The sequence below is a fragment of the Duganella levis genome, assembly GCF_009857605.1.
GTDB lineage: Bacteria > Pseudomonadota > Gammaproteobacteria > Burkholderiales > Burkholderiaceae_D > Rugamonas > Rugamonas levis.
The window spans coordinates 101,471-126,650 of record NZ_WWCT01000009.1 but is presented as its reverse complement, the minus strand read 5'-3'; the positions used below and the strand labels follow the sequence as shown (position 1 = coordinate 126,650).

The 25,180-nt window shown below is 63.8% G+C and carries 26 protein-coding genes; 10 read left to right on the top strand and 16 right to left on the bottom strand.

The genetic code is table 11. From position 1 onward, the window contains the following. Nucleotides 1-5: 5 nt before the first annotated feature. The 7 genes from GTP69_RS13375 to GTP69_RS13345 form a co-directional block, all read right to left on the bottom strand. Nucleotides 6-488: a sugar dehydrogenase complex small subunit gene (locus GTP69_RS13375; protein WP_161055358.1), complete on the bottom strand. Its 483-nt coding sequence runs from the start codon at nucleotides 486-488 to the stop codon at nucleotides 6-8. A 1-nt stretch (nucleotide 489) separates the two neighbouring features. Next, the gene (locus GTP69_RS13370) at nucleotides 490-1,878 is read right to left on the bottom strand and encodes a cytochrome c (RefSeq protein ID WP_161055357.1); all 1,389 of its coding nucleotides are present in this window, start codon (nucleotides 1,876-1,878) and stop codon (nucleotides 490-492) included. After that, on the bottom strand, nucleotides 1,875-3,521 hold the full coding sequence (locus tag GTP69_RS13365; protein WP_161055356.1) for a GMC family oxidoreductase: 1,647 nt from the start codon (nucleotides 3,519-3,521) through the stop codon (nucleotides 1,875-1,877). Before GTP69_RS13365 ends, GTP69_RS13370 begins: the two co-directional genes overlap by 4 nt. Before the next feature lie 9 nt (nucleotides 3,522-3,530). Next, a complete protein-coding gene (locus tag GTP69_RS13360; protein WP_161055355.1) occupies nucleotides 3,531-4,034 on the bottom strand; it encodes a sugar dehydrogenase complex small subunit in 504 nt (167 codons plus the stop codon). A 47-nt stretch (nucleotides 4,035-4,081) separates the two neighbouring features. After that, the gene (locus tag GTP69_RS13355) at nucleotides 4,082-5,248 is read right to left on the bottom strand and encodes a porin (RefSeq protein WP_161055354.1); all 1,167 of its coding nucleotides are present in this window, start codon (nucleotides 5,246-5,248) and stop codon (nucleotides 4,082-4,084) included. An 81-nt stretch (nucleotides 5,249-5,329) separates the two neighbouring features. Beyond that, on the bottom strand, nucleotides 5,330-6,712 hold the full coding sequence (locus tag GTP69_RS13350; RefSeq protein ID WP_161055353.1) for a sodium:solute symporter family protein: 1,383 nt from the start codon (nucleotides 6,710-6,712) through the stop codon (nucleotides 5,330-5,332). Nucleotides 6,713-6,759: 47 nt separating this feature from the next. After that, nucleotides 6,760-7,575, bottom strand: coding sequence for an IclR family transcriptional regulator (locus GTP69_RS13345; RefSeq protein ID WP_161055352.1), 816 nt, complete (start codon nucleotides 7,573-7,575; stop codon nucleotides 6,760-6,762). 243 nt (nucleotides 7,576-7,818) lie between these two features. On the opposite strand from GTP69_RS13345, the gene GTP69_RS13340 reads away from it, so the two are divergent. Further along, on the top strand, nucleotides 7,819-9,264 hold the full coding sequence (locus GTP69_RS13340) for an NAD-dependent succinate-semialdehyde dehydrogenase (RefSeq protein ID WP_161055351.1): 1,446 nt from the start codon (nucleotides 7,819-7,821) through the stop codon (nucleotides 9,262-9,264). Nucleotides 9,265-9,275: 11 nt separating this feature from the next. Here the strand turns inward: GTP69_RS13340 and GTP69_RS13335 are convergent, their stop codons facing one another. After that, nucleotides 9,276-10,142, bottom strand: coding sequence for an Rpn family recombination-promoting nuclease/putative transposase (locus GTP69_RS13335; RefSeq protein WP_267874590.1), 867 nt, complete (start codon nucleotides 10,140-10,142; stop codon nucleotides 9,276-9,278). 108 nt (nucleotides 10,143-10,250) lie between these two features. On the opposite strand from GTP69_RS13335, the gene GTP69_RS13330 reads away from it, so the two are divergent. Then, complete coding sequence (locus GTP69_RS13330) at nucleotides 10,251-11,522, top strand: Xaa-Pro dipeptidase (protein WP_202424404.1); 1,272 nt, start codon at nucleotides 10,251-10,253, stop codon at nucleotides 11,520-11,522. Here GTP69_RS13330 and GTP69_RS13325 read toward each other — a convergent pair. Further along, nucleotides 11,519-12,061: a YaeQ family protein gene (locus GTP69_RS13325; protein ID WP_110848569.1), complete on the bottom strand. Its 543-nt coding sequence runs from the start codon at nucleotides 12,059-12,061 to the stop codon at nucleotides 11,519-11,521. The two genes, GTP69_RS13330 and GTP69_RS13325, sit on opposite strands and share 4 nt — an antisense overlap. Nucleotides 12,062-12,073: 12 nt before the next feature. Further along, on the bottom strand, nucleotides 12,074-12,943 hold the full coding sequence (gene purU, locus GTP69_RS13320; protein ID WP_161055349.1) for a formyltetrahydrofolate deformylase: 870 nt from the start codon (nucleotides 12,941-12,943) through the stop codon (nucleotides 12,074-12,076). A 123-nt stretch (nucleotides 12,944-13,066) separates the two neighbouring features. Between purU and GTP69_RS13315 the strand changes: the two genes are divergently transcribed. The 3 genes from GTP69_RS13315 (at nucleotide 13,067) to GTP69_RS13305 (ending at nucleotide 14,999) form a co-directional block, all read left to right on the top strand. Continuing rightward, the gene (locus tag GTP69_RS13315) at nucleotides 13,067-14,086 is read left to right on the top strand and encodes an NADP-dependent oxidoreductase (protein ID WP_161055348.1); all 1,020 of its coding nucleotides are present in this window, start codon (nucleotides 13,067-13,069) and stop codon (nucleotides 14,084-14,086) included. A 64-nt stretch (nucleotides 14,087-14,150) separates the two neighbouring features. Next, nucleotides 14,151-14,594 carry a TIGR01841 family phasin gene (gene phaP / locus GTP69_RS13310; protein ID WP_161055347.1) on the top strand — a complete coding sequence of 148 codons (444 nt, stop codon included), beginning with the start codon at nucleotides 14,151-14,153 and terminating at the stop codon, nucleotides 14,592-14,594. A gap of 84 nt (nucleotides 14,595-14,678) precedes the next feature. Continuing rightward, nucleotides 14,679-14,999, top strand: a complete 321-nt coding sequence (locus GTP69_RS13305; RefSeq protein ID WP_161055346.1) for a KGG domain-containing protein — start codon at nucleotides 14,679-14,681, stop codon at nucleotides 14,997-14,999. 2 nt (nucleotides 15,000-15,001) lie between these two features. Here GTP69_RS13305 and GTP69_RS13300 read toward each other — a convergent pair whose 3' ends face one another. Then, nucleotides 15,002-15,679, bottom strand: a complete 678-nt coding sequence (locus GTP69_RS13300; protein WP_161055345.1) for an inositol monophosphatase family protein — start codon at nucleotides 15,677-15,679, stop codon at nucleotides 15,002-15,004. Nucleotides 15,680-15,776: 97 nt separating this feature from the next. Here GTP69_RS13300 and GTP69_RS13295 point away from each other — a divergent pair, with 97 nt between their 5' ends. Further along, entirely contained in the window at nucleotides 15,777-16,562 is a 786-nt protein-coding gene (locus GTP69_RS13295; RefSeq protein WP_161055344.1) for a helix-turn-helix domain-containing protein, read from the top strand. A gap of 11 nt (nucleotides 16,563-16,573) precedes the next feature. On the opposite strand, the gene GTP69_RS13290 is transcribed toward GTP69_RS13295, so the two are convergent. Then, the gene (locus GTP69_RS13290; RefSeq protein WP_202424403.1) at nucleotides 16,574-17,494 is read right to left on the bottom strand and encodes an AraC family transcriptional regulator; all 921 of its coding nucleotides are present in this window, start codon (nucleotides 17,492-17,494) and stop codon (nucleotides 16,574-16,576) included. Nucleotides 17,495-17,625: 131 nt separating this feature from the next. Between GTP69_RS13290 and GTP69_RS13285 the strand changes: the two genes are divergently transcribed. Continuing rightward, a complete protein-coding gene (locus GTP69_RS13285; protein ID WP_161055343.1) occupies nucleotides 17,626-18,453 on the top strand; it encodes an oxidoreductase in 828 nt (275 codons plus the stop codon). Here GTP69_RS13285 and GTP69_RS13280 read toward each other — a convergent pair. From GTP69_RS13280 to modA, 4 genes are read right to left on the bottom strand one after another with little or no spacing between them, the layout of a single operon-like run. After that, complete coding sequence (locus GTP69_RS13280; RefSeq protein WP_161055416.1) at nucleotides 18,450-19,241, bottom strand: TOBE domain-containing protein; 792 nt, start codon at nucleotides 19,239-19,241, stop codon at nucleotides 18,450-18,452. The genes GTP69_RS13285 and GTP69_RS13280 overlap by 4 nt on opposite strands. Nucleotides 19,242-19,243: 2 nt before the next feature. Then, nucleotides 19,244-19,933: an ATP-binding cassette domain-containing protein gene (locus GTP69_RS13275; protein ID WP_161055342.1), complete on the bottom strand. Its 690-nt coding sequence runs from the start codon at nucleotides 19,931-19,933 to the stop codon at nucleotides 19,244-19,246. Further along, complete coding sequence (gene modB / locus GTP69_RS13270; protein WP_161055341.1) at nucleotides 19,930-20,610, bottom strand: molybdate ABC transporter permease subunit; 681 nt, start codon at nucleotides 20,608-20,610, stop codon at nucleotides 19,930-19,932. The genes GTP69_RS13275 and modB overlap by 4 nt, the downstream gene beginning before the upstream one ends. A 2-nt stretch (nucleotides 20,611-20,612) precedes the next feature. Further along, the gene (gene modA, locus GTP69_RS13265) at nucleotides 20,613-21,356 is read right to left on the bottom strand and encodes a molybdate ABC transporter substrate-binding protein (RefSeq protein ID WP_161055340.1); all 744 of its coding nucleotides are present in this window, start codon (nucleotides 21,354-21,356) and stop codon (nucleotides 20,613-20,615) included. A gap of 171 nt (nucleotides 21,357-21,527) precedes the next feature. On the opposite strand from modA, the gene GTP69_RS13260 reads away from it, so the two are divergent. From GTP69_RS13260 to GTP69_RS31720, 3 genes are all read left to right on the top strand, one after another. After that, the gene (locus GTP69_RS13260) at nucleotides 21,528-22,781 is read left to right on the top strand and encodes a TraB/GumN family protein (protein ID WP_161055339.1); all 1,254 of its coding nucleotides are present in this window, start codon (nucleotides 21,528-21,530) and stop codon (nucleotides 22,779-22,781) included. Nucleotides 22,782-22,904: 123 nt separating this feature from the next. Beyond that, on the top strand, nucleotides 22,905-23,861 hold the full coding sequence (locus GTP69_RS13255; protein ID WP_161055338.1) for a retroviral-like aspartic protease family protein: 957 nt from the start codon (nucleotides 22,905-22,907) through the stop codon (nucleotides 23,859-23,861). Nucleotides 23,862-23,989: 128 nt separating this feature from the next. Continuing rightward, on the top strand, nucleotides 23,990-25,180 hold the full coding sequence (locus GTP69_RS31720; protein ID WP_161055337.1) for a redoxin domain-containing protein: 1,191 nt from the start codon (nucleotides 23,990-23,992) through the stop codon (nucleotides 25,178-25,180).

Genomic DNA, 25,180 nt, shown 5'->3' with positions numbered 1-25,180 from the left:
ATGACTTACGGCTTGGCTTGCCAAGTGCCGCATGGTCCATACGAGTAGCTCGGCGGCACCAGCGTGTCGGCCACGGCCAGGTTGGACAGCGCGTCCACATAGGTGATGCAGACGGCTTTCTTGCCCTTGCCGACCACGCCCAGATACCAGCCTTGCAACACGGCCTGGCTCAGCGCCAGCTCCGCCTTGTGTTCAGCGGCGATCGGTTCGCCCTGGGCCAGCAGCGCTTGCAGCCTGGCCAGCGTGGCGTCGAGATCGGTCACGGCCGTTTGCAAGGCCGGATACAGCGCCTGCCCCAGCACCACGTTCAGCTCCGGCTTGCCCGTCAGTTGGCGCGACACGTCCAGGAACAGGTTCAGGCCCGGTGTGGCGGACGACAGCGCCGCCCGCGCGCGGCTGCTCAGCAGCAGCTGGCCGGCCACTCCGGCCAACATCACCGCCCCCACCGCCTTCAGCGCGCCACGGCGCGACATTGGATAGGTCTTCATTTCATTCCCCTGTGTGTTGTTTGCTGCGGCGGCGCAGCACGACGATGATCAGCGCTGCCAGCACCAGCAGGCCGACGACCATGCCCAGCCGCGCCAGCAACAGCAGGTGCGATTGCGGACCGCCCTGGCGGATCACCGCCACGTCCTCGGCCTTGACGCCCGGCGCGCCGGCGCCGTAGCTGACCTGGATGTAGTTGGCCAGCGCGGCGATTTCATCGTTCGACAAATGGTTGACGGCATTCGGCTGGTCGCCGAAAGGCGGCATGAAGACACGGCCGTTCTCGGTCTCGCGGTTCACGCCCAGCAGGATGGTGGCCAGCAGGTTGCTGCTGCCGACCGTGGCCGAGTTGTGGAACAGGCTCGGATAGTAGCCATCCGGCGTGCCCTGGCCGTTGGCTCCGTGGCACGACGCGCAGTTGGCCGAGAACACTTGCGCGCCCAGGTGTGGGCCTTTCACACTCTCGCTGTAGCCCTTGCCCCGGAAGCTGGCCAGCGCATTGCCCGGCTTGCCCTGGTTGAAGCGCGACACGTCCTCCTCACCGACTACCGGCGGCAGATCCTTGATGTAGACGGCGATGGCTTTCAGGTCGTCGTCGCTGAGGCGGCTGAAGCTGAAGGTAATCGCCTCGGCCATGCTGCCGGCCGCCTGCGCCTTGCCTTCCACGCGGCCGGTGCGCAGGTACTGCACCAGTTCCGCCTCGCTCCAGCTGCCGATGCCGGCGACCGGGTGCGAAGTGATGTTGGGTGCGTACCATGGGCCGACTTGGGCGCCGGTCAGGTACAGCTCTTTCTTCTCCTGCATCAGCAGGCCGCGTGGCGTGTGGCAGGCGCTGCAATGCGCCGCGCCTTCGGCCAGGTAGCGGCCGCGCAGCCATTGCTCGGAACGCTGCGGTTCCGGCTTCAGCGGCTGCTGGTCGAGGAACAGCGCATTCCAGACGCCCATCGAGGCGCGGATATTCATCGGGAACGGCAGCGCGGTGGGCTTGGTGCCCTGCTCCACTGCCGGCACGGCCTGCATGAAGTAGGCGTAAAGCGCGTGCACGTCGGCATCGGTCATCACCGCGTAGGCGGAGTACGGCATGGCCGGATACAGATGCTGGCCGTCGGCGCGGATGCCCTTGCGCAGTGCATCGCTGAACTGCTGCTCGGTATAGTTGCCAATGCCGTATTGCTTGGACGGCGTGATGTTGGTGGAGACGATGTCGCCCACCGGCGACGACAGCAGCAGCCCGCCGGCCAGTACCTTGCCGTGGTGCGCCGTGTGGCACGCCATGCAATCGGAAGCGGTAGCGAGGTAGCGGCCGCGTTCCACGGTGGCAGCGTCAAACGTCCGCGCGGCGGCCGGCCAGACCAGCACGGCGGCGATCATGATCAGTAGCGTACGCATCATGCCCCCTTCAGCTGGCGCACCATGGCGTCGGCGGCCTTGAAGCCGAGCGATACCATGGTGATGGTGCTATTGCCGCAAGCCGTGCTGGCCATGGCGCCACCACCGGGCAGGAACAGGTTGTCGTGATCGTGCGCACGGCAATCCACGTCCACCACCGAAGTGTGCGCATCGAGGCCCATGATGGTGCCGCCCATGATGTGCTTGCTCTGTGCGAATTTCGGGCTGAGCTTGATATCGGTCGCGCCCATGGCGGCGGCAATGCGCTTGCCGATCGGGATCGAATACTGCTCGGCCGATTTGCGTACATAATCGCCGACATCGTAATGAATCGCCGGCTTCGGCAAGCCCAGCCAGTCCTTCTTGTCGGACAGCGTCAGGCGGTTGTCGGCGTTCGGCAGCACTTCGTGGGCCAGCACTACGTCGGCGGTGCAGGCGGTCATGCGGCGGATCTCGGCGTCGAGCGCCTTGCCGACCAAGCCCTTCTTCAGCGCATTGAAGGTGACGAAGCGGTTGCGCGCAAAATTATTAAAGCGGAAGTAAGCGCCGGCGTGCTCGGAACGGAACGCGCCTTGCGACGTTTCCATGATGCCGCTGTTGACCACCGGGCCGACGCCGGCCCAGTACGGTTCTTCCAGCGTCAGCGTCATGGTCAGTTGCGGGTGGTCCATCATATTGCGGCCGACCTGGTCCGAGCTGTTGGCCAGGCCGTTCGGATTGCGGTCGTTCTTCGACATCAGCAACAGCTTCGGCGTTTCGATACCGTTACAGGCCAGCACGAACAGCTTGCCGGTCACGCGCACGGTCTGCTTGTTCTGGTCCAGATAATGCACTGCCTCGATACGGTTGGCGGCATTGGTTTCCACGCGGTAGACCACGGCGTTGGCAGTGATTACCGCCCCCTTGGACTCCAGCCGCGACAGCGCGGTGGCGGCATCGTACTTGGCGCCGACCGGACAGACCGGCACGCAGTTGTTATTGGCACAGCATGCCGGGCGGTCGTCATACGAGGTGCCGCTGTTGCGCGCCTGCGCGGTAGGAATATTGTTGTAGCCGAGCCCCTTCACCACATCTGTAAAGCGCTGTTCGCCGGGACCGAACGGCAGCGGCGGCATCGGATACGGCTTCGAGCGCAGTGCGGCGTCGCCGCCCGGCGGCCATTGCAGCGCCGGATCGGCCGGGCCGCAGATGCCCAGCTTGTGCTCGGTGCGGGCGTAGTACGGCTCCAGCGTCTGGTAATCGAAGGCCCAGTCGCGGCCGACGCCATACTTGCTTTGCAGTCGCATATCGTCCGGCGTCAGACGCCAGCAGGTGCCGGCCCAGTGCCAGGTCGAGCCGCCAGCGTAGCGGATGAAGGTTTGTGCGTAGCGGTCCGGGCCGCTCAGTTGCAGATAGGCGTCGTCGGCCGCCTCGGTGGCCGGCATCGGATGCGGCGCCCACGGCGCCGGCGGATAGCAGGACGACGGATCGCCCTTCAGCGCCAGCGGCAGGTTGCGGAAATTTTCCACCACCTCGGCGCGGCTGACGCGCGGACCGGCTTCCAGCATCTGCACCGAGATGCCGGCGTCCAGCAGGGTTTCGGCGATCGCCACACCAACGACACCGGTACCGACGATCACCACGTCGGCGCTATGAGAAATAGGCATATAAGTCTTTCAGAAAACCGGCATCGGCGACAGCGGCACGATCGGCCGGCCCCAGCGGTTGGGACCGGAGAAGCCGTAGGACGGAATCGCCACCGCATCGGCCGTGGTCTGGTAGGTCAGCGCCGTTTCGTAGGCGAATACTTCGGCATCCTTCTTCGGCGAAGCGCAGCCGGTGTACCAGGCGAAGATCACCCACAGGGCGAATTCGCGCTGCGGACCTTCGGGCAGGTCGTCGAAGAACTCTTCCACTTCTTTAGCTTGCTTGGCTTGCGCGCGGCCGATGATGGCCGTCATCAGCTCCACATACTGCGGATAGCGGACCGCCGCGGCGGCCGCCATCCGCGCGCCAACGCCGGCATCCAGCCGGTGGTTGACCAGCAGCGCCGACACCTGCATGAACTGCGCCACGGCCGGAACCGGCGTCAGCCCCCAGGCCGGCGCCGCGCTCCAGGTCACCCATGCGGCCGACACGGTGGCCGTGCCCAGTAAAAATTTGCGTCTAGATAGAGCCATGTTTTTCACCTGCTGTAATCAGGGAGGCACATGGCCTCCCCGGTAGCTTAGAACGAGTGGCGCAGGCCGATGCCGACCAGGGTCTGCTTCGGTCCCACCGACGAGGTACCCGATTGCGACACGCCGACCGTCGCGCCGGCGTCGATCTGGCTGGCGCCGCCCAGAGCCAGCGTGCGGCCATTGGCGCGCTGGGTGGCTTCGATGATGTAGATCGAGCTGCGCTTGGAGAACCAGTAGGTTTGCTGCAGCGAGAACTGGCGGTAGTTGGCCGCATCGCTGATGCCGTTGGCCTTGTTGGCGCTGGTGTAGGTGATGCCTGCACCCAGCAGCCACGGCGTGGTGGTTTGCCAGGTCGCCAGCAGCGCGCCGGTGTTGAAGATGGCGGTGTCGCGGAACAGCGAAGCGGCGTTGGCGCGGTACTGCACATTGCTGACCGAACCGCCGACGCCCAGCGGGCCGTGCTCGTAGCGGGTGCCGGCGGCGACGTACTGCACATCGGCGGCCGACAGGTAGCCGGCGTTCACGGCCGACTTGGAAAAGCTGCTGGCCGAGTTGGCATCCCAGTTGGCCTGGTTGGGGCCGTTCTTCAGCAACTGGTAGCCCATCGCCGAATGCCATGGGCCGGCGTCATATTTAAGCGAGGCGCTGTAAGTGCCGCCGCTGCCGCTGTGACCGGCCTGTTCGCCGGCCGCCACCATCACCGCCGCCGTCACGCCATGCCAGGTCGGCGAGGTGTACTTGATCGAATTGTTGTTGCGGATGGTGATATCGAAACCGTCGATATCCCCCGGGTGATCGCCGGCCGCGCCGGTCACCACCGGCACCGGGCCGAGCGGATTGAGGGCGTCGAAGTACGGCGCGTACTGGCGGCCGACGGTCAGCTTGCCCCAGGTCTTGTCGCTGATGCCGACCCAGGCGGCGCGGTTGAACAGGCTGCCGGCCTGGCCGGCGGTGCCGTCATCGGTGTTGAAGCCGGCTTCCAGCTGGAAGATCAGGCTGGTCCCGCCGCCCAGATCCTCGGTGCCGCGGAAGCCCAGCCGGTTGCCGTCCTTGGCGCCGCTGCGCATATAGGTGCTGGCGCCGGCCGGCAAGTGGTCAACGTGGGTGACCGCGACGTCCACGATACCGTACATGGCCACGTTGGATTGCGCGGCGGCGCTGCCGCCGATGGACAGCAGTGCGCCGCCCACGATCAGGAGTTTGGTGTGTTTCATAGCTTGTTTCCAATTGAAGTCGCCAGGCGACAAAAACCCAGGGCGGCGCACCACATGCGACACGCCTGGCCTACCGCGCTGTCAACGCGCGGGCCGACGCCAGCCGAACAGGCGTTCGGCCAGAATCACCAGCGCCGGGGTCACCAGCGCGATATACATATTGTCGATACCATGGGGATCACCCAGCAGATACCAGACGGTAGTGGTTACCGTGGCGGCCAGCAGGCCACAGGTCGCACCCCGGTTGCCGCCAAAGAAAGGCAGGTACAAACCGATGATGGCGACGACGGAAATCGATAAGCGCAACGCGCGCGTAAAAAACGACAAATTCATCAAGCCGGGTGCGCAGAGCACAAACAACAGCGGCACAAAACCAATGCCCAGCGCCAGCCAGCGGGTGACGCGGAATTCCTGCGCCGGCGCCGGCTGGCAGAACGGCACGTAAAAGTCGCGCACCACCAGCGAGGCGATCGCCAGCGCCACCGTGCTGACGCCGGCAAAAATGGCCGCCACCAGCGACACCGCCACCAGCCCGGCCAGGAACACATTCATGCTCTGCATAAAAATCGGCAGCGCGTACAGACTCTGCATGTCCGGGTACAGGTAGCGCGCCGCCACGCCGATCAGTCCCAGCGCGATGCCCAGCGGGATCGCCAGCCCGGCGGCGATAAACGTCGCGTGGCGCGCCGCATCGGCGCTGCGGGTCGAGGCCACCGCCTGGACGATGTACTGGGTGGAAAAAATCGCCCCCACATTGCCGATAAAAAAAGCCACGATGGTCGACGCGCCCAGCGTGCCATCCCACGTGAAATAAAACGCCGGCAGCGCCGCCTGGATCGGCGCCACGCCGCCGGTCATGCTGAGCGCCACCGCCAGCACGATCAGCACGCCCAGGTACTTGACGCCGCTGTGCCACAGGTTGACGTAGGCCAGGCTTTTCATGCCGCCCAGGGCAAAGTAAAACGTGCTGACCACGGCGATGATCAGCGCCGCCAGCGGCAGGCTGATCTTCAACACCGTGGCGATCGCCGCCGCGCCGCTGATGTAGTTGCCGACGTTGACCAGCAGCAGCGCGTAAATCATGATCAGCGACACGATCAACTGCGTCGAGCGGCCGTAACGCTGGAAGATCGCGCCGGAGATGGTGTACTCGCCCGAGTTGTACAGCTTGCGCGCCAGGAAAAAACCGAACAGCGGAAAACCCACCGCCGCGCTCAGCACAGCCCACGACGCCGCCATGCCGGATTCAAACGCGCCCTGCGCGGTGCCGATGGTGGACTTGGCGCCGACGAATTCCGACACCATCAAAATCCCCACTACCACCGCCGGCGTGCTGCGGGCGCCCACCATGAATTCGCCGCTGTCCTTGCTGCGCGAGCGGGCCGTCAGCCACGCGGTCAGCGCGATGTAGAGCACCACCATCGTCACGATGAGTGCAGTGTCTCCATATCCGAACCTGTCCATGCGATCCCGTTCCCCATCGTGGCTGGCGACGCCCTGGCGTCACTGGCTCAAAGGTTGTCTCCGGCATACCCCCCGGTGGCGTGCAGCGACTTCGACAACTGCTGCGCGGCGTCCAGTACAGCGCGTACCGTGTTCTCTTCAAACTGCTGCAAGCTGCTGCGATGCGCCGGCGCCGCCACACTCAATGCCGCCACCGGCATGCCGTCAATATCCAGTACCGGCGCCGCCAGCACGTACAGGCCGCTGACGGTTTCCTGGTTCGACAGCGCGTAACCCAGGCTGCGGATCTGCTGCAAGCGCGCCAGCAACGCGTCCATGTCGGTCAGCGTGGTCGGCGTCAGTTGCAAACGCGGCTGGCCGTCCAGCACCTTGATCTGCGTCTCGCGCGGCAACCAGGCCAGGATCACCTGCCCCACCGCGCTGGAATACGCCGGCACCCGGCTGCCGATGCGCACATCGACGCCCAGCTGCGTCAGGCCGGCCTGCACGCGCTCGGCATACAGCACGCTGCTGCCATCCAGCACCCCGATCGAGGCGGCCTCGTTGACTTCGCCCACCAGGCTGCGCAGGATCGGCCGGGCCCGCGTCCGCAGGTCAGAACGGGCCAGCGCGTGGAAACCCAAATCCAATACTTTCAGCGACAGACGGAACATACGGCTGTTCTCGGCCTTGTCCACATAGCCCAGGCTGACCAGCGTGTTCAGGAAACGGAACGCGGTGGCGTTGTCCAGGCCGGCCTTGCGGGCCACCTCGGCCATCGTCAATTCCGGTTCCTGCGCGGTGAACGCCTGCAATACCTTGAAGCCCTTGGCCAGTGATTGCACAGTGTTCTTGGCGTCGACCGGAGCGCTTGGTTCTTTCATCGGCTTTACCTCATTAATAGTTCGGATAGCGAATTTTACCAGCAGTCATTTATTCGGAATGCGAACTTTAGTTCGGATAACGAAAATTATATTGCGGTTTGCCAATAAGCTCAAGAAAAACCGTATCAAGCGGGCGGGTTTGCCATGGCCGCCCCTCGTACGGGCTTTGCGAATTTCTGGCAAAGTAGAGGGTGTTCGGGCGTCGCTACGGGCGCCCTTCCCATACATCAACGGAGATTTTTCATGACCGCGAATAACTACCCTAACGTCCGCCTCCTGATCGCCAACGAATGGAGCGACGCCACCGGCGGCAAGACCATTCCCGTGCTGAATCCGGCCACCGGCAAGGAAATCGGCACCGTGGCGCATGCCAGCATTGCCGACCTGGATCGCGCACTGGCGGCAGCACAAAAAGGTTTTGACGCCTGGCGCAAGGTATCGGCTTTCGAGCGCACCGCCACGCTGCGCCGCGCCGCCGCCCTGCTGCGCGAACGCGCCGACCAGATCGCCCGCCTGCTGACCCAGGAACAAGGCAAGCCGCTGGCCCAGGCCCGCGCCGAAGCCATGGCCGGCGCCGACATCATCGACTGGTTCGCGGCCGAAGGCATGCGCGTGTATGGCCGCATCGTGCCGTCGCGTAATCCGCTGGCGCAACAGCTGGTATTGAAAGAGCCGGTCGGTCCGGTGGCCGCGTTCACCCCATGGAACTTCCCGATCAACCAGGTGGTGCGCAAGCTGGCCGCCGCGCTGACCACCGGCTGCTCCTTCCTGTGCAAGGCGCCGGAAGAAACCCCGGCCTCGCCGGCGGCGCTGTTCCAGTGCTTCGTCGACGCCGGCGTGCCGGCCGGTACGGTGGGCCTGGTGTTTGGCGATCCGGCTGAAATTTCCAACTACCTGATTCCGCATCCAGTGATCCGCAAAGTGACCTTCACCGGTTCGACTCCGGTCGGCAAGCAGCTGGCGGCCTTGGCTGGCGCGCACATGAAGCGCGTGACCATGGAGCTGGGCGGCCATGCGCCGGTGATCGTGGCGGAAGACGCCGACGTGGCGCTGGCGGTCGAAGCGGCAGGCGGCGCCAAGTTCCGCAACGCCGGCCAGGTGTGCATCGCGCCGACCCGCTTCCTGGTGCATAACAGCATCAAGGAAGAATTCACCCGCGCGATGGTGGCGCATGCCGAGCGTCTGCAACTGGGCAATGGCCTGGTGGAAGGCACGACGCTGGGCCCGCTGGCCAATCCGCGTCGCGTGGCGGCCATGACCCAGCTGGTGGAAGATGCCCGCGCCAAGGGCGCCAATGTGGCGACTGGCGGTCTGCGCATCGGCAACGAAGGCAACTTCTTCGCGCCGACCATTCTGGCCGACGTGCCGCTGAACGCCAGCGTGTTCAATGACGAGCCGTTTGGTCCGGTGGCGGCGATTCGCGGTTTCGATACGCTGGATGAGGCGATTGCCGAGTCCAACCGCCTGCCGTTTGGCCTGGCTGGTTATGCGTTCACCCGCTCGATCAAGAACGCGCATCAGTTGATGAACAATGTGGAAGTCGGCATGCTGTGGATCAACCAGCCAGCCACGCCGAGCGCCGAGATGCCGTTTGGCGGCGTGAAGGATTCGGGCTATGGTTCGGAAGGTGGTCCGGAGGCGCTGGAAGCCTACCTGAACACCAAGTCGGTATCGCTGCTGGGCGTTTAAGCCTGTAGCACTCAGCCCTCGGCGAACAACTGCCGGGGGCTGGCGCCGCCAAACAGGGCTTTGATCCAGTCATTGAGCTGGTGCGAATCGGCGGTCCCTATTTTCGCCGCAGCTTCCGGCGGCAACGTCGCGTCGGCCAACAAGTTACGCAACAATCCTCGCAACGCAAGCAACTCACCAGCCAGACGGCCTTCTTGAAGACCTTCCTGTCGGCCTTCCTGCAGGCCCTCTTGCAAGCCTTGCTGGCGCCCCTCTTCCCGTCCTTCTTTCAAACCAAGTTCATGGCCCTCCTTGCGTGGCCGCTCGAACATTTGCGGATCAAACATCTCTTTGAACGTGAATTTTCTCTCCATCTCCATGACAAATCCCTCCTCCACATTCATGCTAGTGTCGCTGGAAGCGTCTTGCAAGGTGAGCTGCAACCAATTCATCAGGCTTTCCCGCACAGCCGCCATATCTGGCTGACGCACACGCTTCGTCAATGCATCGATGGCAGCGCGCATCTCGACCTCACTCCTGGATTGCAGTAAGCCAAATAACAAGCTGACGATATCGCCGCGCGCGCCAGCGTGATGACGGTCGATCAGCAGATATTGCTGATTCGCCTGATAGCGTTCCAGCCCTATCGGCGGCACCAGCATCAATCTGGCAAGCTCGGTCGCCGCGCGCCATGGGCGGCGACCGTGGTACAGCACGATCGGCAGCACCGGCGGCAACTTGCCATGCTTGCTCAAGCGGTGCTGCGCCACCAGATCCTGGTACAGCAAGCCGACATACACTTGCATCCGCAAAGCCATCCACTTATCCGGCCGCGTCTGGAACTCCAGCAGGATATACACGTACACCCACTCGCCACCAATCCGCGCGCGCCATACCATGGGAGGCCATGAAAAAATATTCTAGCGTTGGCTGTCGTTGCCGGGTACGCTAGGTGCTGAGCGTGGTTTGGCTCTCCTCAATAAAACATTACGAGAAGGGAGAAACACTTGAACGCAATCGCCTCTTTCATCCTGCTACTCGCCAGCGCCAGCGCATTCGCCGCCGACGCTCCCGCCATCACTGCCATCAAAGCCGCCCACATGGTCGATGTGCGCAGCGGCGCCCTGGTCGACAACGCCGTGGTGCTGATCAGCGGCGACCGCATCACCGCCGCCGGCAGCCAGTTGACGATCCCGGCCGGCGCCACCATCATCGACCTCGGCAACAAAACCCTGCTGCCCGGCCTGATCGACGCGCACACGCACATCACCGCCAGGGCCGAGGACGCCGGCTACGGCTTCATCGCCAAATCGGTCCCGCGCATCACCCTGACCGGCGCTAAAAACGCGCTCATCACCCTGCGCGCCGGCTTCACCACCATCCGCGACCTCGGCGCCTACGGCTATGCCGACATCGGCCTGCGCGACGCCATCAACGACGGCGACGTCCCCGGCCCGCGCATCCTGGCCGCCGGTCCCGCACTCGGCATCACCGGCGGCCATTGCGACGACACCCGGCACGCGCCTGAATACAACATCAGCGCACTCGGCGTCGCCGACGGTGTCGACGAAGCGCTCAAGGTCACGCGCCGCAACATCAAGTACGGCGCCGACGTTATCAAGATCTGCGCCACCGGCGGCGTGCTGTCCTTCGGCGACGATCCGCGCACCTCGCAATACACGCTGGAAGAATTGAAAGCCATCATCGGCGACGCCCACCGCCTCGGTCGCAAGACTGCGGCCCACGCGCACGGCGGCGATGGCATCAAGCTGTCGGTGCTGGCCGGAGTCGACTCGATCGAACACGGCTCTTACATCGACGACGAAGGCATCAAGCTGATGAAGGAGCACAAGACCTACCTGGTGCCCACGCTCTATCTGGGCGACTGGCTGCTGGAGAACGCCGAAGCGATGCGGCTGCCCAAACCGCTGGTGGAAAAAGCCAAGGTGGTGATCCCGCAGGCGCGCATCAACATCGCCAAGGCCATCAAGGCCGGCGTGCTGATCGCCTTCGGCACCGACGCTGCGGTTTATCCGCACGGCCTCAACGCACGCGAATTCGCCGTGCTGGTCAAGCTGGGCATGACACCGGCGCAGGCGATCCGCACCGCCACCGTGAATGCCGCCGATTTACTGGGATGGAGCGATAAGGTCGGCAGCATCGAGGCCGGCAAGTATGCCGACCTGATCGCCGTGGACGGCCAGCCGCTCAACGATGTACGCGCACTGGAGCAAGTCCAGTGGGTCATGAAGGGCGGCGCCGTGGTGAAGGGAAATTAGCGCTCGGCTTTCAGCACTTCGCGGGTGATTTCGACGGTCTCGGTGCCGTCGGTCAGCCAGATCTGGCCGTCCTGGATGGTGCACTGGAACTGCATCGTGCGCTGCGCCATCTTGCCCAGCTGCTCGGTGGCGGCGGCGTCCAGATCCACCACGGTCAGGTTCTTGCAGCGCTCGACCTTGTTGGCCAGCGCCTTCCACCAGATGTGACTGGTGGCGGCGTAGCTGTACACGTAGACGTGTTCCGAACGGCCGCAGGCCTTCAGGATCACTTTCTCGTCCGGTTGGCCGACCTCAATCGACAGCTCGATGGCGCCGGTCAGGTCCTTGTGCCACAGGTCCGGTTCTTCAACGTCGAACAAGCCCTTGGTGAAGGTCAGCGCTTCGTTCGCGTGAATCGCAAACGCCACCAGGCGCACCATCATGCGCTCGTCGGTTTCCGACGGATGGCGGGCCAGCGTCAGTTGATGGGTTTCGTAGTAATTGCGGTCCATGTCCGCAATCGACAGTTCTGCTTTATAGATTGTTGCCTTGAGTGCCATTCGATTCTCTTATTACTTAAAGACGACGGTTTTATCGCCGTTTTGCAAAATGCGGTGTTCGACAAACCATTTCACTGCACGCGCCAGCACCACGCACTCGACATCGCGGCCGATCGCCGACAAGGTATCCGCATCCATCGAGTGATCGACGCGCTCGACGTCCTGCTCGATGATCGGACCTTCGTCCAGGTCGCCGGTAACAAAGTGCGCGGTGGCGCCGATCAGCTTGACGCCGCGGTGATGCGCCTGCGCATACGGCTTGGCGCCCTTGAAGCTCGGCAGGAAGGAATGGTGGATATTGATCGCCTTGCCCTTCAACGCGGTGCACAGGCCCGGCGACAGGATCTGCATGTAGCGCGCCAGCACCACCAGGTCGACCTTGTGGGTGTTCATCAGGTCGATAATCTTGGCTTCCTGCGCCAGCTTGTCTTCGGCCGGCGCACCGGTCGCCAGCGGCAGATGATGGAACGGAATATTGTAGCTGGCGGCCAGCTGGTAGAAGTCCATGTGATTCGAGACGATGGCCGGAATTTCCACCGGCAGCAGCCCGCTCTTGTAGCGGAACAGCAGGTCGTTCAGGCAGTGGCCGATCTTCGACACCATCAGCATCACGCGCGGCTTGTAGTGAGCGTCGCGCAGTTCCCAGTCCAGCTTCATATCGGCAGCCAGCAGGCTGAAGTCGGCGCGCAGCAAATCGTCGTTGATGTTGCGGTCTTCCGCCGAAAAATGCACGCGCATGAAGAACAGCTTCGATTCGCTATCGCCAAACTGGGCTGAATCGATGATGTTGCAGCCGTGCTCGGCCAGGAAGCCCGACACGCGATGCACGATTCCGCGCTGATCCAGGCAAGAGAGTGTCAAAATGTATTCGGGATGACTCATGACTACCGTAGAAGATGTGGACAAAAGAGATCTATTGTCGCATGCCTTGCCATTCACGACAAAAATAGCACGCTCGTGCAATTTGAGATATAGTCATTCCCACCCCACACAAGGAGAAAATCCATGGAGACAAATCTGCAATTCCGCCTGGCTGCGCGTCCGGTAGGCATGGTCAAGGACAGCGACTGGCAACAAGTGACCGAACCGCTGCGCGAACTGGCCGACGGTGAAATCCGCATCAAAGTGCTGTACCTGTCGCTCGATCCGGCCATGCGCGGCTGGATGAACGAAGGCAAATCCTACATCCGCCCGGTCGCTATTGGCGAGGTGATGCGCGCCGGCGGCGTCGGCGTGGTGGTGGAATCGAAGTCGCCGAAGTACGCGGTGGGCGACCACGTGCAGGGCGGCACCGGCGTGCAGCGCTACTGGACCGGCGCCGGCGACGACAAGCAGGCCGGCTTCCACAAGGTCGATCCGAAACTGGCGCCGCTGACCACCTACCTGAACACGCTCGGCATGCCAGGCATGACCGCCTACTTCGGCCTGATCGAGTCGGGCCAGCCGAAAGCCGGCGATACCGTGGTGGTGTCGGGCGCTGCCGGCGCGGTCGGCCAGACCGTCGGCCAGGTCGCCAAGCAGCTGGGCTGCCGCGTGGTCGGCATTGCCGGCGGCAAGGAAAAGTGCGATTTCGTCGTCAACGAGCTGGGCTTCGACGCCTGCATCGACTACAAGAACGACTCGGTCAAGGACGGCCTCAAGCAGCACTGCCCGCAAGGCGTGGACGTCTACTTCGACAACGTCGGCGGCGAGATCCTCGACACCGTGCTCACCCGCATCAACATGAAGGCGCGCATTGTCATCTGCGGCGCCATCTCGCAGTACAACAACACCACGGCGGTCAAGGGACCATCCAACTACCTGGCGCTGCTGGTCAACCGCGCCCGCATGGAAGGCATCGTGGTGTTCGACTACGCCGACCGCTACCACATCGGCATCGCTGCGCTGGCCGGCTGGATGAAGGACGGCAAAATCAAGAGCAAGGAAGACATTGTGCAGGGACTGGAGAACTTCCCGCAGGCGCTGAACATGCTGTTTGAAGGGAAAAACTTCGGCAAGCTGGTGCTGCAGGTGGCGACGCCATAAAACTGCGGAACCTTCCGCCCGCCTCGGCGTCTATTCAAGTACCGCCACCACGCCGAGGACCACCATGTTTTCCCAATTTCCCAATCCCCTAGTCCGCTCCCACATCGACAACGTGCTCGACCTCTATGTCGGCATGTCGCAATGCATGTTTGAAACCGTGCATCGCCTAAGCGCGCTGAATCTCCAACTAGGCCGCGAACTGATCGCCGAAGCCGGCGCCCGCACCGAACGCGTGCTAGCCAGCCAGGGCGCCGGCCAGTTCGGTTCCGCCCTCATCGCCCAGTTCACGCCCGGTAGCCAGGCCTTAGTCAACTATCAGCGCGGCGTGTCCGAGGTGATGAGCCGCTGCCAGGCGGTGATCACACAGACCGCTGCCGACCGCATGCCGGCGGTGCGGCGCTCGGCCACCGCCATGGCCGACGACCTGCTGCAGGAAGCCAGCCGCCAGACCGCCCAGGCCGCCGAACAACTGGCGCGCTTCCAACCCGGCAGCCAACTGCGTCATTAACTGGAACTTCCGTCAACCTTGCAACTCTAACCACACAGAACAGCAGGGACGCTGCTGTTTCTTTCCCATTTGACGGAGGTTTATATGGCCAACAATACGACGAACGAAAAACCCAAGGGCACGGCCAAGCGCGGCTTTGCCGCCATGGACGAAGCCACCCAGCGCGCCATCGCCAGCAAAGGCGGGCAAGCGGCGCACCAGAAAGGCACGGCGCACGAGTTTGACTCGGAAGAAGCGCGCCGGGCCGGACAGAAAGGCGGCGAGGCGGTCAGCCGCGACCGCGAACACATGGCGGCCATCGGTCGCAAAGGCGGTGAAAGCCGCCAGTCCGCCGCCCGCGCCAACGCGGAGAAAAACCGCAGCGTCGCTTCCGAGCAATCGGCCAAGGGCGGCAACAAACAGTAGTGTTACGCCGCCTTCCGGTCTTGCAGGCGTTGCAGCATGGACGCATGCAGGACCGGTGGCGCCGCCACGATACTCGGCGACGTCAGGCGATATGGCCTGCCATCGGCCTGCGTCGCCACCCCGCCCGCCTCCTGGATCAGCAACGTGCCGCCGATGCTGAGGTAACCGTCTGCGCCATCCTGCCAGAACGCATCCAGCCGGCCACACGCCACGTAAGCCAGTTGCAGCGAGGTCGGTCCGAGATTGCGGGTCGCCACCAGTTCCTGCTGCTGCCGCGCGCTGACGCGGATCGGCTGGCCGTTGTACCAGGCGCCGTGGCCCCACAGCGCGTGAAATAGTTCGTCATGCATGGCGTCATACACGACGGTGAACACCGGCACGCCTTCGCGCATCAGCGTCAGCGACATGCACCACTGGGGAATCGCGCGCAGGAACTGCACCGCGCCGTCGATGGCGTCGCCGATCCAGTATTCGCCGCGTTGCGCATACTCTTCGCTGAGCTGGCCGTCGGCCCAGGCGATCAGCGGATACTGTGCGGCCAGCGCACGCCGCAGCGTTTCGTTGGCGGTCCACACCGCGTCCATGTCCACCAGCGGCGCACTGCGCCAGAAGGTGGCGCACAGGTCGGCGCCGACCTCGCGCACCAACTCCAGCACGCTTTCCGTATCGATTGCCGTCATGGTTTTTCCTTGCGATGGATGAAAACCGTAGATTGCCTGTAGAATTGAGTCATAGCTAACTGCCAATGGACAACTGATAACGCAATCGGGCCACAATATGAGCAATTACTATGGCGACAAACGACTGAGCGACGAGCTCCCTATCTACGTGGCGGCACAACATACCGACGGTTGCGGCGGCAGGGGTAAGCTGATGCATCACCATCCGGAAGGCCAGATGTACATCCCGGCGCAAGGAGTGATTCTGGTCGAGGCTGGCGGCAACCGCCAGGTGCTGCCGCCCGGACGACTGGGCTGGATTCCGCCCTATATGCCGCACGCCGCCAGCGTGCACGGCAATACGCTCAAGCCGGGACTGGCCGGCCACACCATCCATATTACGCCGTCGCTATGCGTGGGTTTTCCCGATCAATCGCTGGCGCTGCGCATGTCGCCGCTGGCGGTGTCGCTGCTGGAGCGCATGTGCCGCTGGCCGAACGGTTCGCCGAGCGACGCCGCCGGCCTGCGCCTGATGGATGTCTTCCTCGACGAAATCCGTTCGGCCGAACCCGATCCGCTGCACCTGACCATGCCGCGCCATCCGCGTCTGCTGGCAATGGCGGCCACGATTGCCCAGGATCCGGCCGACGAAACCGATCTTGACGCTTGGGCCGAGCAACTAGGCTGGTCGCGGCGCAGCCTGACCCGCCACTTCCGCAACGAGACCGGCATGTCGGTGGTGGAATGGCGGCAGGTGGCGCGCCTGCAAAAAGGCATGGCGCTGCTGAACGGCGGCGCCTCCGTCACCACGGTGGCGCTGAGCCTGGGCTATGACAGCGTCAGCAGCTTCATCGCGCTATTCCGCCGCATCCTCGGCACCACGCCGGCGCGCTTTGCCGCTTAGCGTGGGGTCGGTTAGTGCGCCGCCACATACCACGGTGACGGCTGCGGGTCCGGCGTGGCAAAGGTCTTGCGCATGTGCTCCACCTCTTCCACCGGACTGCGGCCGAACAGGCGCTTGAATTCGCGGCTGAACTGCGACGAACTCTCGTAGCCGACGCGCGCACTGGCCGCCGCCACCGACATCTCCTGGCGCAGCATCAGCAGCCGCGCCTGATGCAGCCGGGTCGACTTCAGATACTGCATCGGCGACGTACTGGTGACGGCCTTGAAGTGATGATGAAACGTCGCCACGCTCATGTGGGCCTCGGCCGCCAGTTGGCCGACATCCAGTTCCTCGCTGAACGACGCATGAATCTTGCGTAGCGCGCGGGCGATGGTGGCAAAGCGGCCCTGCTGCATCAAGGCTGCGCGCATGCTGGCGCCCTGCACGCTGGTCAGCACGCGGTAGTAGATTTCGCGCACGAGCGCCGGCCCCAGCAGCGCAGCGTCGAGCGGATCGGCCAGCGCTTCGAGCAAGCGTTCCACCGAGGCTGACAGCCGTTCATCCATCGGCGTCGAGTACAGTCCCTTCGGCTCCGCCGTCACCGCGTGGCCCTGCTCTTCCAGCTCCAGCAGCAGGTCGGCGGTCAGCTGGAAATCCAGCCGCAGGTAGACCGCCAGCAGCGGCTGTTCGGCACTGGCCTCGGTCTCCATCGAAAACGGCACCGGCACCGCGACTGCAAGGCAATGCTGGGCGTCGTAGACGAATTCCTGCTCGCCGAGAAAGCCCCGCTTGCGTCCCTGGCAGACGATTACGATACCCGGCTCGTACAGCACCGGCGTGCGGCTCAGCGGACGGTCGGAGCGCAGGAAGCGCACATCCGGCAGCACGGTGAGGTTGTAGCCCTCGACCGGCGCCAGCCGCTCCATCAATGTCACCATGCGATTTTTCATGCAGCGATTGTAAGCCCGAATGCCGGCGCAGGAATACAGCTCAGAGAATCAGGCAAATGATGCAGAGCTTCCGACATAGGCGCGTGGCGCCGGCGTCACTACCATGGCTGCTCTCACTGAAAGGACAGACCATGAGCAAGCTCTTTTTCATTACCGGCGTCAGCAGCGGGTTCGGCCAGGCGCTGGCCCAGGCGGCGCTGGACGCCGGCCACACGGTCATCGGCACAGTACGCAATGAACAGGCGCGCGACGCCTTCGCCGCATTGCAACCCGGCCGCTCGCACGCCTACCTGCTGGATGTGACGCAGTTCGACGCCATTGACGGCGTAGTGGCGCAGGCACAGGCCGAAGTCGGACCGGTGGACGTGCTGGTCAACAATGCCGGCTACGGCCACGAAGGCATTCTGGAGGAATCGCCGCTGGAAGAAATGCGCCGGCAGTTCGACGTCAACGTGTTCGGCGCGGTGGCCATGATGAAAGCCTTCCTGCCCTCCTTCCGCAGCCGCCGGCGCGGCCACATCATCAACATCACGTCGATGGGCGGCTTTATCACCATGCCGGGCATCGCCTACTACGCCGGCAGCAAGTTCGCGCTGGAAGGCATCTCGGAGGTGGCAGGCAAGGAAGTACGGCAGTTTGGCGTGCATGTGACGGCCGTGGCGCCGGGCTCGTTCCGCACCGACTGGGCGGGCCGTTCGATGGTGCGGTCGCAGCGCAGCATCGCCGACTACGACCAGCTGTTCGATCCCATCCGCGCCACCCGCGCCGAACGCAGCGGCAAGCAACCCGGCGATCCGGCCAAGGCCGCGCAGGCTATCCTGATGCTGACGGAAATGACCGAGCCGCCAGCGCACCTGCTGTTGGGCAGCGATGCGCTGGGCCTGGTGCGCGGCAAGCTGGCGCAGATGGAAAGCGACATCAGCGCCATGGAAGCGCTGACCCGCTCGACCGACGCTTAGGCCGGCGTGCCGATGATGACGCTGGAGGCCTTGAAGATGGCGCTGGCGTCAACGCCGACTTCCAGCGCCAGCGCCTCGCCGCTATCCTTGGTGACGATGGCGGCGATGGTGCCGCCGCCCGGCAGCTCAATGCTGACTTCGGTATTCACCGCACCCGGCTGCACGCGGCTGACCTTGCCCGTCAGGCGGTTGCGCGCCGACAGCTTGACGTCGCCCAGCTCAGTCGCCACGATCACCGACGACGCCTTGATCAGCGCGAACGCCTCCACGCCCACGGCCAGTCCCAGGCTCTCGCTGCTGTCGCGCGTGATGGTAGCCACCACTTGCTGGCCGCCGACGATCTCCAATACCACTTCATCATTGACGGCGCCTTGCTTCAACGCCACGACCTTGCCACTGAACTGATTGCGCGCACTGGTTTTCATCTTCATCCTTTGAATAAGTAAAAAATCGTCCGCCAGTGTATGCGATTGTGCGCTCAGATGCGCGACAAACTCGCGGTGCGCCGCATCGACCTTGCGGAAATTCTCCACCAGTTGCGCACCACGCGCCGTCAGCCGCGTGCCGCCGCCGCCCTTGCCGCCGGCCACGCGCTCCACCAGTGGCTCGCCAGCCAGGTTATTCATCGCCTCGATCGCATCCCACGCGCCTTTATAGCTCATGCCGACCGCCTTGGCGGCCGCCGTGATCGACCCTTCCGACGCCACCGCCGACAGCAGCGCCACGCGGTCTTGCCCGCCCAGCTTCTGGCCGTCGATGGTCATCCATACATTGCCTTGTAATTCCATGCTCATGCCGCATTTTCCTCCACGCGGAAGATGCTACCATTTTCCATGCGCAGCACGTGATCGCCGAAGGCGCGCACGTCTTCCGGATCGTGGGTAATCATCAGCATCGGGATATCCAGGCGGCGCTGCAAGGCGCCCAGTTCGGCGCGCATGCGATCGCGCAGGCCCGGATCGAGTGCGGCAAACGGTTCATCCAGCAGCAGCGCCGCCGGTTGCGGCGCCAGCGCGCGCGCCAGCGCCACCCGCTGCCGCTGCCCTCCGGACAACTGGTGCGGATACTGGTGCGCCACATGGTCCAGTTCGAAAGCTTCCATCCAGTAGCGGATCGCCTCGCCGTCCACGCGCGCCAGCGGATTGCGCCAGCCGCGCTGCAAGCCGAAGCCGATGTTCTGTCGCACGTTCAGATGCGGAAACAGCGCGTAGTCCTGAAACAGATAGGCCACCTTGCGCTGTTGCGCCGGCAGGTTGACGCCGCTGGCACTGTCGTACAGGCAGCGTCCGGCCAGTTCGATGCGGCCGCTGTCCGGCGTCATCAGGCCCGCCACCGCCTTCATCATCTGGCTCTTGCCGGCGCCGGACGAGCCATACACCACCACCCGCTGGCTGGACGATTCAAACGCCGCCTGCAACTGGAACACGCGGTCGCCGGAGCGCAGGGTTTTGTGGATATCGACTTTGAATTGCGTGCTCATGCTTGCGGATTGCGGTTAGGCGTCAATTTGTTGGCGACGACCAGCACGGTCACGCACACCACGGAAGTAATGATGACCAGCAGGTTGGCGTGGTCGTCCTGGCCCGCCTGCACGGCCTCGTACACGGCAATCGACAGCGTCTGCGTCTTGCCGGGAATGCTGCCGGCCACCATCAGCGTCGCGCCGAACTCGCCCATCGAGCGGGCAAACGCCAGCAAGGTGCCGCCCAGCACGCCGCGCCAGGCCAGCGGCAAGGTCACGCGCAAAAACACGCCGAACGACGACACACCCAACACCCGCGCCGCCTGCTCGAACTGCGTATCGACGGCTTCGAACGCGGCGCGCGCGCCCTTCAGCACCAGCGGAAACGCCACCACGGCCGCCGCGATCACCGCCGCCTGCCAGGTGAAAATCAGGTTGATGCCGAAGTGCTGCTGCAACCATGCACCGACAACGCCGTTGCGGCCGATGATCACCAGCATGTAGTAGCCCAGCACCGTCGGCGGCATCACCATCGGCAGGGTCAGCACCGCGTCCAGCAATTCCCGGCCGGGAAAACGCTTGCGCGCCAGCAGGTAGCCGAGCGCCACGCCGAACACCAGATCAATCAGCGTGGCCCAGCAGGCCACCTTCAGCGACAACCGCAGCGCTACCCAGGCCGGATCAAACGACTCCACGCTTACGGACGGCCGAAACCGTACTTGGCAAGAATGGCCTGGCCGGCTGGCGACTGCACATAGTCGGCAAACTTGCGGCCGGCGGCGGCTTGCGGACCAGCGGCGATTACGGCGATGGGGTAAGTGACTGGCGTTTCAGTCGGCACCGTGGCCACCACGGTGACCTTGTCTTTGACAATCGCCGCATCGGTGGCGTAGACGAAACCTGCATCGACTTCACCGCGCGCCACGTAGTCCAGGCACTGGCGTACCGAGGTGCCGAGGATCAGCTTCGGCTCAACCGAAGCCCACAGCTTGGCGTTCTCCAGCGCGGCCTTGGTGTAGCGGCCGACCGGCACGCTGGCTGGATTGCCGATGGTGATGCGCGCCACGGCAGGCTGCGTCACATCGGCCAGGCTCTTGACCGGCACCTTGCCGCCCTGCGGCGCGATCAGCACCAAGCTGTTACTGGCGAAATTCTTGCGCGTGCCTGGCGCCAGCAATTTCAGGTTGTCGGCCTTGTCCATGGCATCCTGGTCGGCGGAAGCAAACACGTCGACCGGGGCGCCTTTGCTGATCTGCTGCACCAGCGGATCGGAAGCGGCGAAGTTGAACTGCACCTTGTCGCCCGCGTGTTCCTTCTCGAACGCGGTGCCGATTTCCTTGAAGGCGTTGGTCAGGCTGGCTGCTGCCGAGACCGTGATGTCCGCCGCCGACGCCGAAGCGCCCAGCGCTGCCAATACGATTACTACCCCTGCTTTCAACATATCAACTCCCGTGATTAAAACCGCAATAAACTCAATTATATAGCGGTAGCGCAATCCAGGTAATGGCCAGAAGAACGAGACATTTTTAAAAATTACCAAATTGTAATGATTAATAAATTGGCTTTCATATTAAAAAACCCTACCATGAAGCATCTTTGCAAAGGAGGGGCCATGCGTCATCGCTGCATGCTGGTGGCATGCCTGTTGTTTATGGCGGGCTGGGCCAACGCCGATATCGGCGCTCGCCTTCTGCTGGTTGAGAAAGAGGGCCGCATGGCGCTGTTCTTGCCAGAGGAACATTTCGGCAGTCCGGCGCAGGATGACAACTACTTCCGCCAGGTAATCCGGCCAGCGTTTGCCGCCAGCAGCGCCATGCTGGCTGAGCTGTCCAGCGTCTCGTTGTTCGACCGCGCGTATTTCAACGCCGCGTGCCCCGACGAAGACCCGGCAGAAGCAACGCTGGACCCGGCGCTGAACGCCGCCCTTAGCCGCTACCCATCCCAGGCGCCGGCGCTGCTGCGCGACATCGCAGCGGCCGATGCGCCGGTGACCATGGGCCGTTTTATCCGCACCCAGACCTTGCTGATGCGACTGGTCGGCCACGGTCTGTGGGGTGACGCCCATCCCGCCGGCAAGCCGGTTACCGTTTTCACCGCGCGCAGCGCCCAGTCTTCCGTGTTGATGGCCTTGGCGCCGCGCCGCGCCATCTCGGTCGACAATCTGGATATCTGGCTGGCGGACTACTGCGGTCTGACTTCGCCGCAACGGCTATCGCTGATCGCCACCCTGGTACGCAAAAGCGCAGAACAACTGGCGGCGCCAGCGGACCTGCGGCCGGCGGCCGTACGCCGCGCCCGTCTCTATCGCGATACCGATGCCGAGTATTGGCAAGCGCTGGCCGAGCTGCGGGCTGATCTGCCGGGTACGCACGCCGGTAATACGGACCGCAGCGGCAAGCTGCCAGCCGACGAATTGCTGCTGGAACAGTATCTGCTGCGCGAGCGCAACCGCCAGTGGGTGGCGGCGCTGCCAGCCATCCTGGCGCGTGAACGGCTGCCCTTCTACGCGCTGGGCGCCCGGCATTTTGCCGATGGGCCGACCGGGCCAGGCCTGATCACGCTACTGCACAACGCCGGCTACAGCATCACGCTGATCCCGCACCGGCAGGCGCTGGACGCCGTACTGGCCCGCCTGCCCCCATCGCCACCACCGGCCGCGATCGCCATCAGCACACTCGGCGGCAGCTGCCAGCAGGACGGCAACAGTTATGGCTGCAGCTGGCGTAGCGATACCACCAGCTACGTCGTGCTCAAGCCGCAGGCTGACCAGCCATGGGAAATCTGGTCCGTCTGCTACGCGCGAGACAGTCACAAAGGTCCAGTCAAACACTGCGTGTCATCGACGCGGCCAGCAACAGCCCTTTAACCGATCGAGGTCAATATGCCCACACCACCACGCAACACCGTTTTAAGCCGTCTCGGCCTGCTCGTACGGCTGGGCCTGGCCTGCCCGGCCCGCGTTATCACCATTACCGACTGACACCACCTGATGACCACATTCACCCGCTCCCTTCACGCCGGCCTCGGCCTGCTGCTGTCCACCGCCCTGCTGGCCACCGCCCACGCTGGCTGCGAATACACCGAACTGGCCGCCATGGAGGTCAGCTACCCAGACAACGGTAACCTGCCAGCCATCCAGGGCGAAATCAATGGCAAGCAGGTCAACATGGCGTTCGATACCGGCTCCTACCGCACCTTCATGCTGCGCTCGGAGATGGAACGGCAGCATGTGGCGATGGTGCACGTCTACAGGGCCGCCGGCATCGGTGGCCAGGCGTCGGTCTACATGGCCACGCTGAAGGAAGTGGCGGTAGGCCCGGCGCGCGTCAAACGGGCCGACTTTGCCGTGCTCGATGCGCTGGAGTGGTCCGGCTTTGGTGCGCTGGTCGGTTCCGACTTCCTGTCGCAGGCCGATCTGGAACTGGTGCTGTCGGAAAACCGCGTCAAGTTCCTGCGCTTCCATGAGTGCGGCAACCACACGCTGGCCTACTGGTCGCCGCACGCCGAACAGGTGGCCATGCAGCATGCTCCCGACAGCAAGGTGCCGCTGGTTGAGGTCAGCGTCAATGGCCAGAAAATGCTGGCAGTCATTGACACCGGCGCCACCATCACGATCCTCGACCAACAGGCTGCCGAGCGCCTCGGCGTCACGCCGGCGACCGCCGGCATTACCCAAGCCGGCTACACCAGCGGCGTCGGCAGCGCCAAGCGCCCCATGTGGCGCGCCAGCTTCGACAGCTTCGCCATCGGCGACGAGCAGGTACAGCACCCGAGGCTGACCATCGTCAACCGCACCGATGAAAACGGCGGGCAGCGCAAGCTGAGCTACGACCTGGTGCTGGGCCGCGACTTCCTCAAGAGCCACCGGGTACTGCTGGCCAACAGCCAGCAACGGGTGTATTTCACCTATCTGGGCGGACGCATCTTTGCAGATCCGGATTCCTGACAGCCCATTCTTGCGAGGAATAAGTCATATAGCTTCCACCTGTCTTAACGGAATACCGATGCGCTTCCATACTGAGTTCCATGCCAGCCACACAGCGCCTGGCCAACTCACTCAGACAGGAAACCATCATGACCCTCAAAGCCAAACTGGACGCCTTCAAAGCCGACTTCGAAGCAGGCAAACCGCCCTACAACGTCCCTTACTCGGTGATCGAAACCATGCACCGCGCCACCGCCGAACTGCGCGCATCCGGCCTGGCCGACGGCGCGCTCAAGGTGGGCGACAGCGCACCAGCCTTCACCCTGAGCGATGCCGACGGCAACCTGGTCAGCTCCGCCGACCTGCTGAAGCAAGGTCCGCTGGTGGTCAGCTTCTACCGTGGCGTCTGGTGCCCGTACTGCAACCTGGACCTGCAAGCATTGCAGGCCGAACTGCCGCAACTCAAGGCGCTCGGCGCCAGCCTGGTCGCCATCTCGCCGCAGACCGCATCCAACAGCCGCAAGGCGATGCGCCAGAATGACCTGTCATTCCCGGTGTTGAACGACAGCGGCAACGACGTCGCCGCCGCGTTCGGCATCCGCTACCAGATGCCTGATTACCTGATCGAACTGTACAAATCGCTGAAGAATGACCTGCCCTCGTTCAACGGCGACGACAGCTGGACCTTGCCGCTGCCGGGCCGCTTCGTCATTGACACCAACGGCGTGATCCTCTACGCCGAAGTCGATCCCGACTACACCAGCCGTCCGGAAACCGCGCTGCTGCTGCCATCGCTGCAACAGGCGCTGACGCGCTTTGCCGTGCCGACCGCAGCCAGCGTCACGCCAGCCAACCAGGCCATCTTTGAACAACTGAAAAAAGGCTTGGGCATGGTGCCCAACCTGTACGCCACGCTGGCGTATTCGGACACCGCGCTGGGCAACTACCTGACGCTGCAAAACGGCAAAAGCGCGCTGAGCGCCAAGGAGCGCGAAGTCATCAACCTGGTGGTCAGCCAGGTCAACCAGTGCGAATATTGCCTGGCCGCGCACACCGCGTTGGGCGGCATGGTCGGCTTCACGCCGGAGCAGATCATCGAGATCCGCAAAGGCGGCGCCGCGTTCGACACCAAACTGGATGCGTTGGCCAAACTGGTCAAGAGCGCCACGCTGAACCGCGGCCATGCCGAACCGGCGTTGCTGGCAGCCTTCCTGGCGGCTGGCTACAGCAAAGGGCAACTGGTCGATACGGTCATGGTCATCGGCGACAAGATCATTACCAACTACCTGCACGCGTTGACACGGGTGCCGGTCGACTTCCCAGCCGCGCCGGCGATCTGA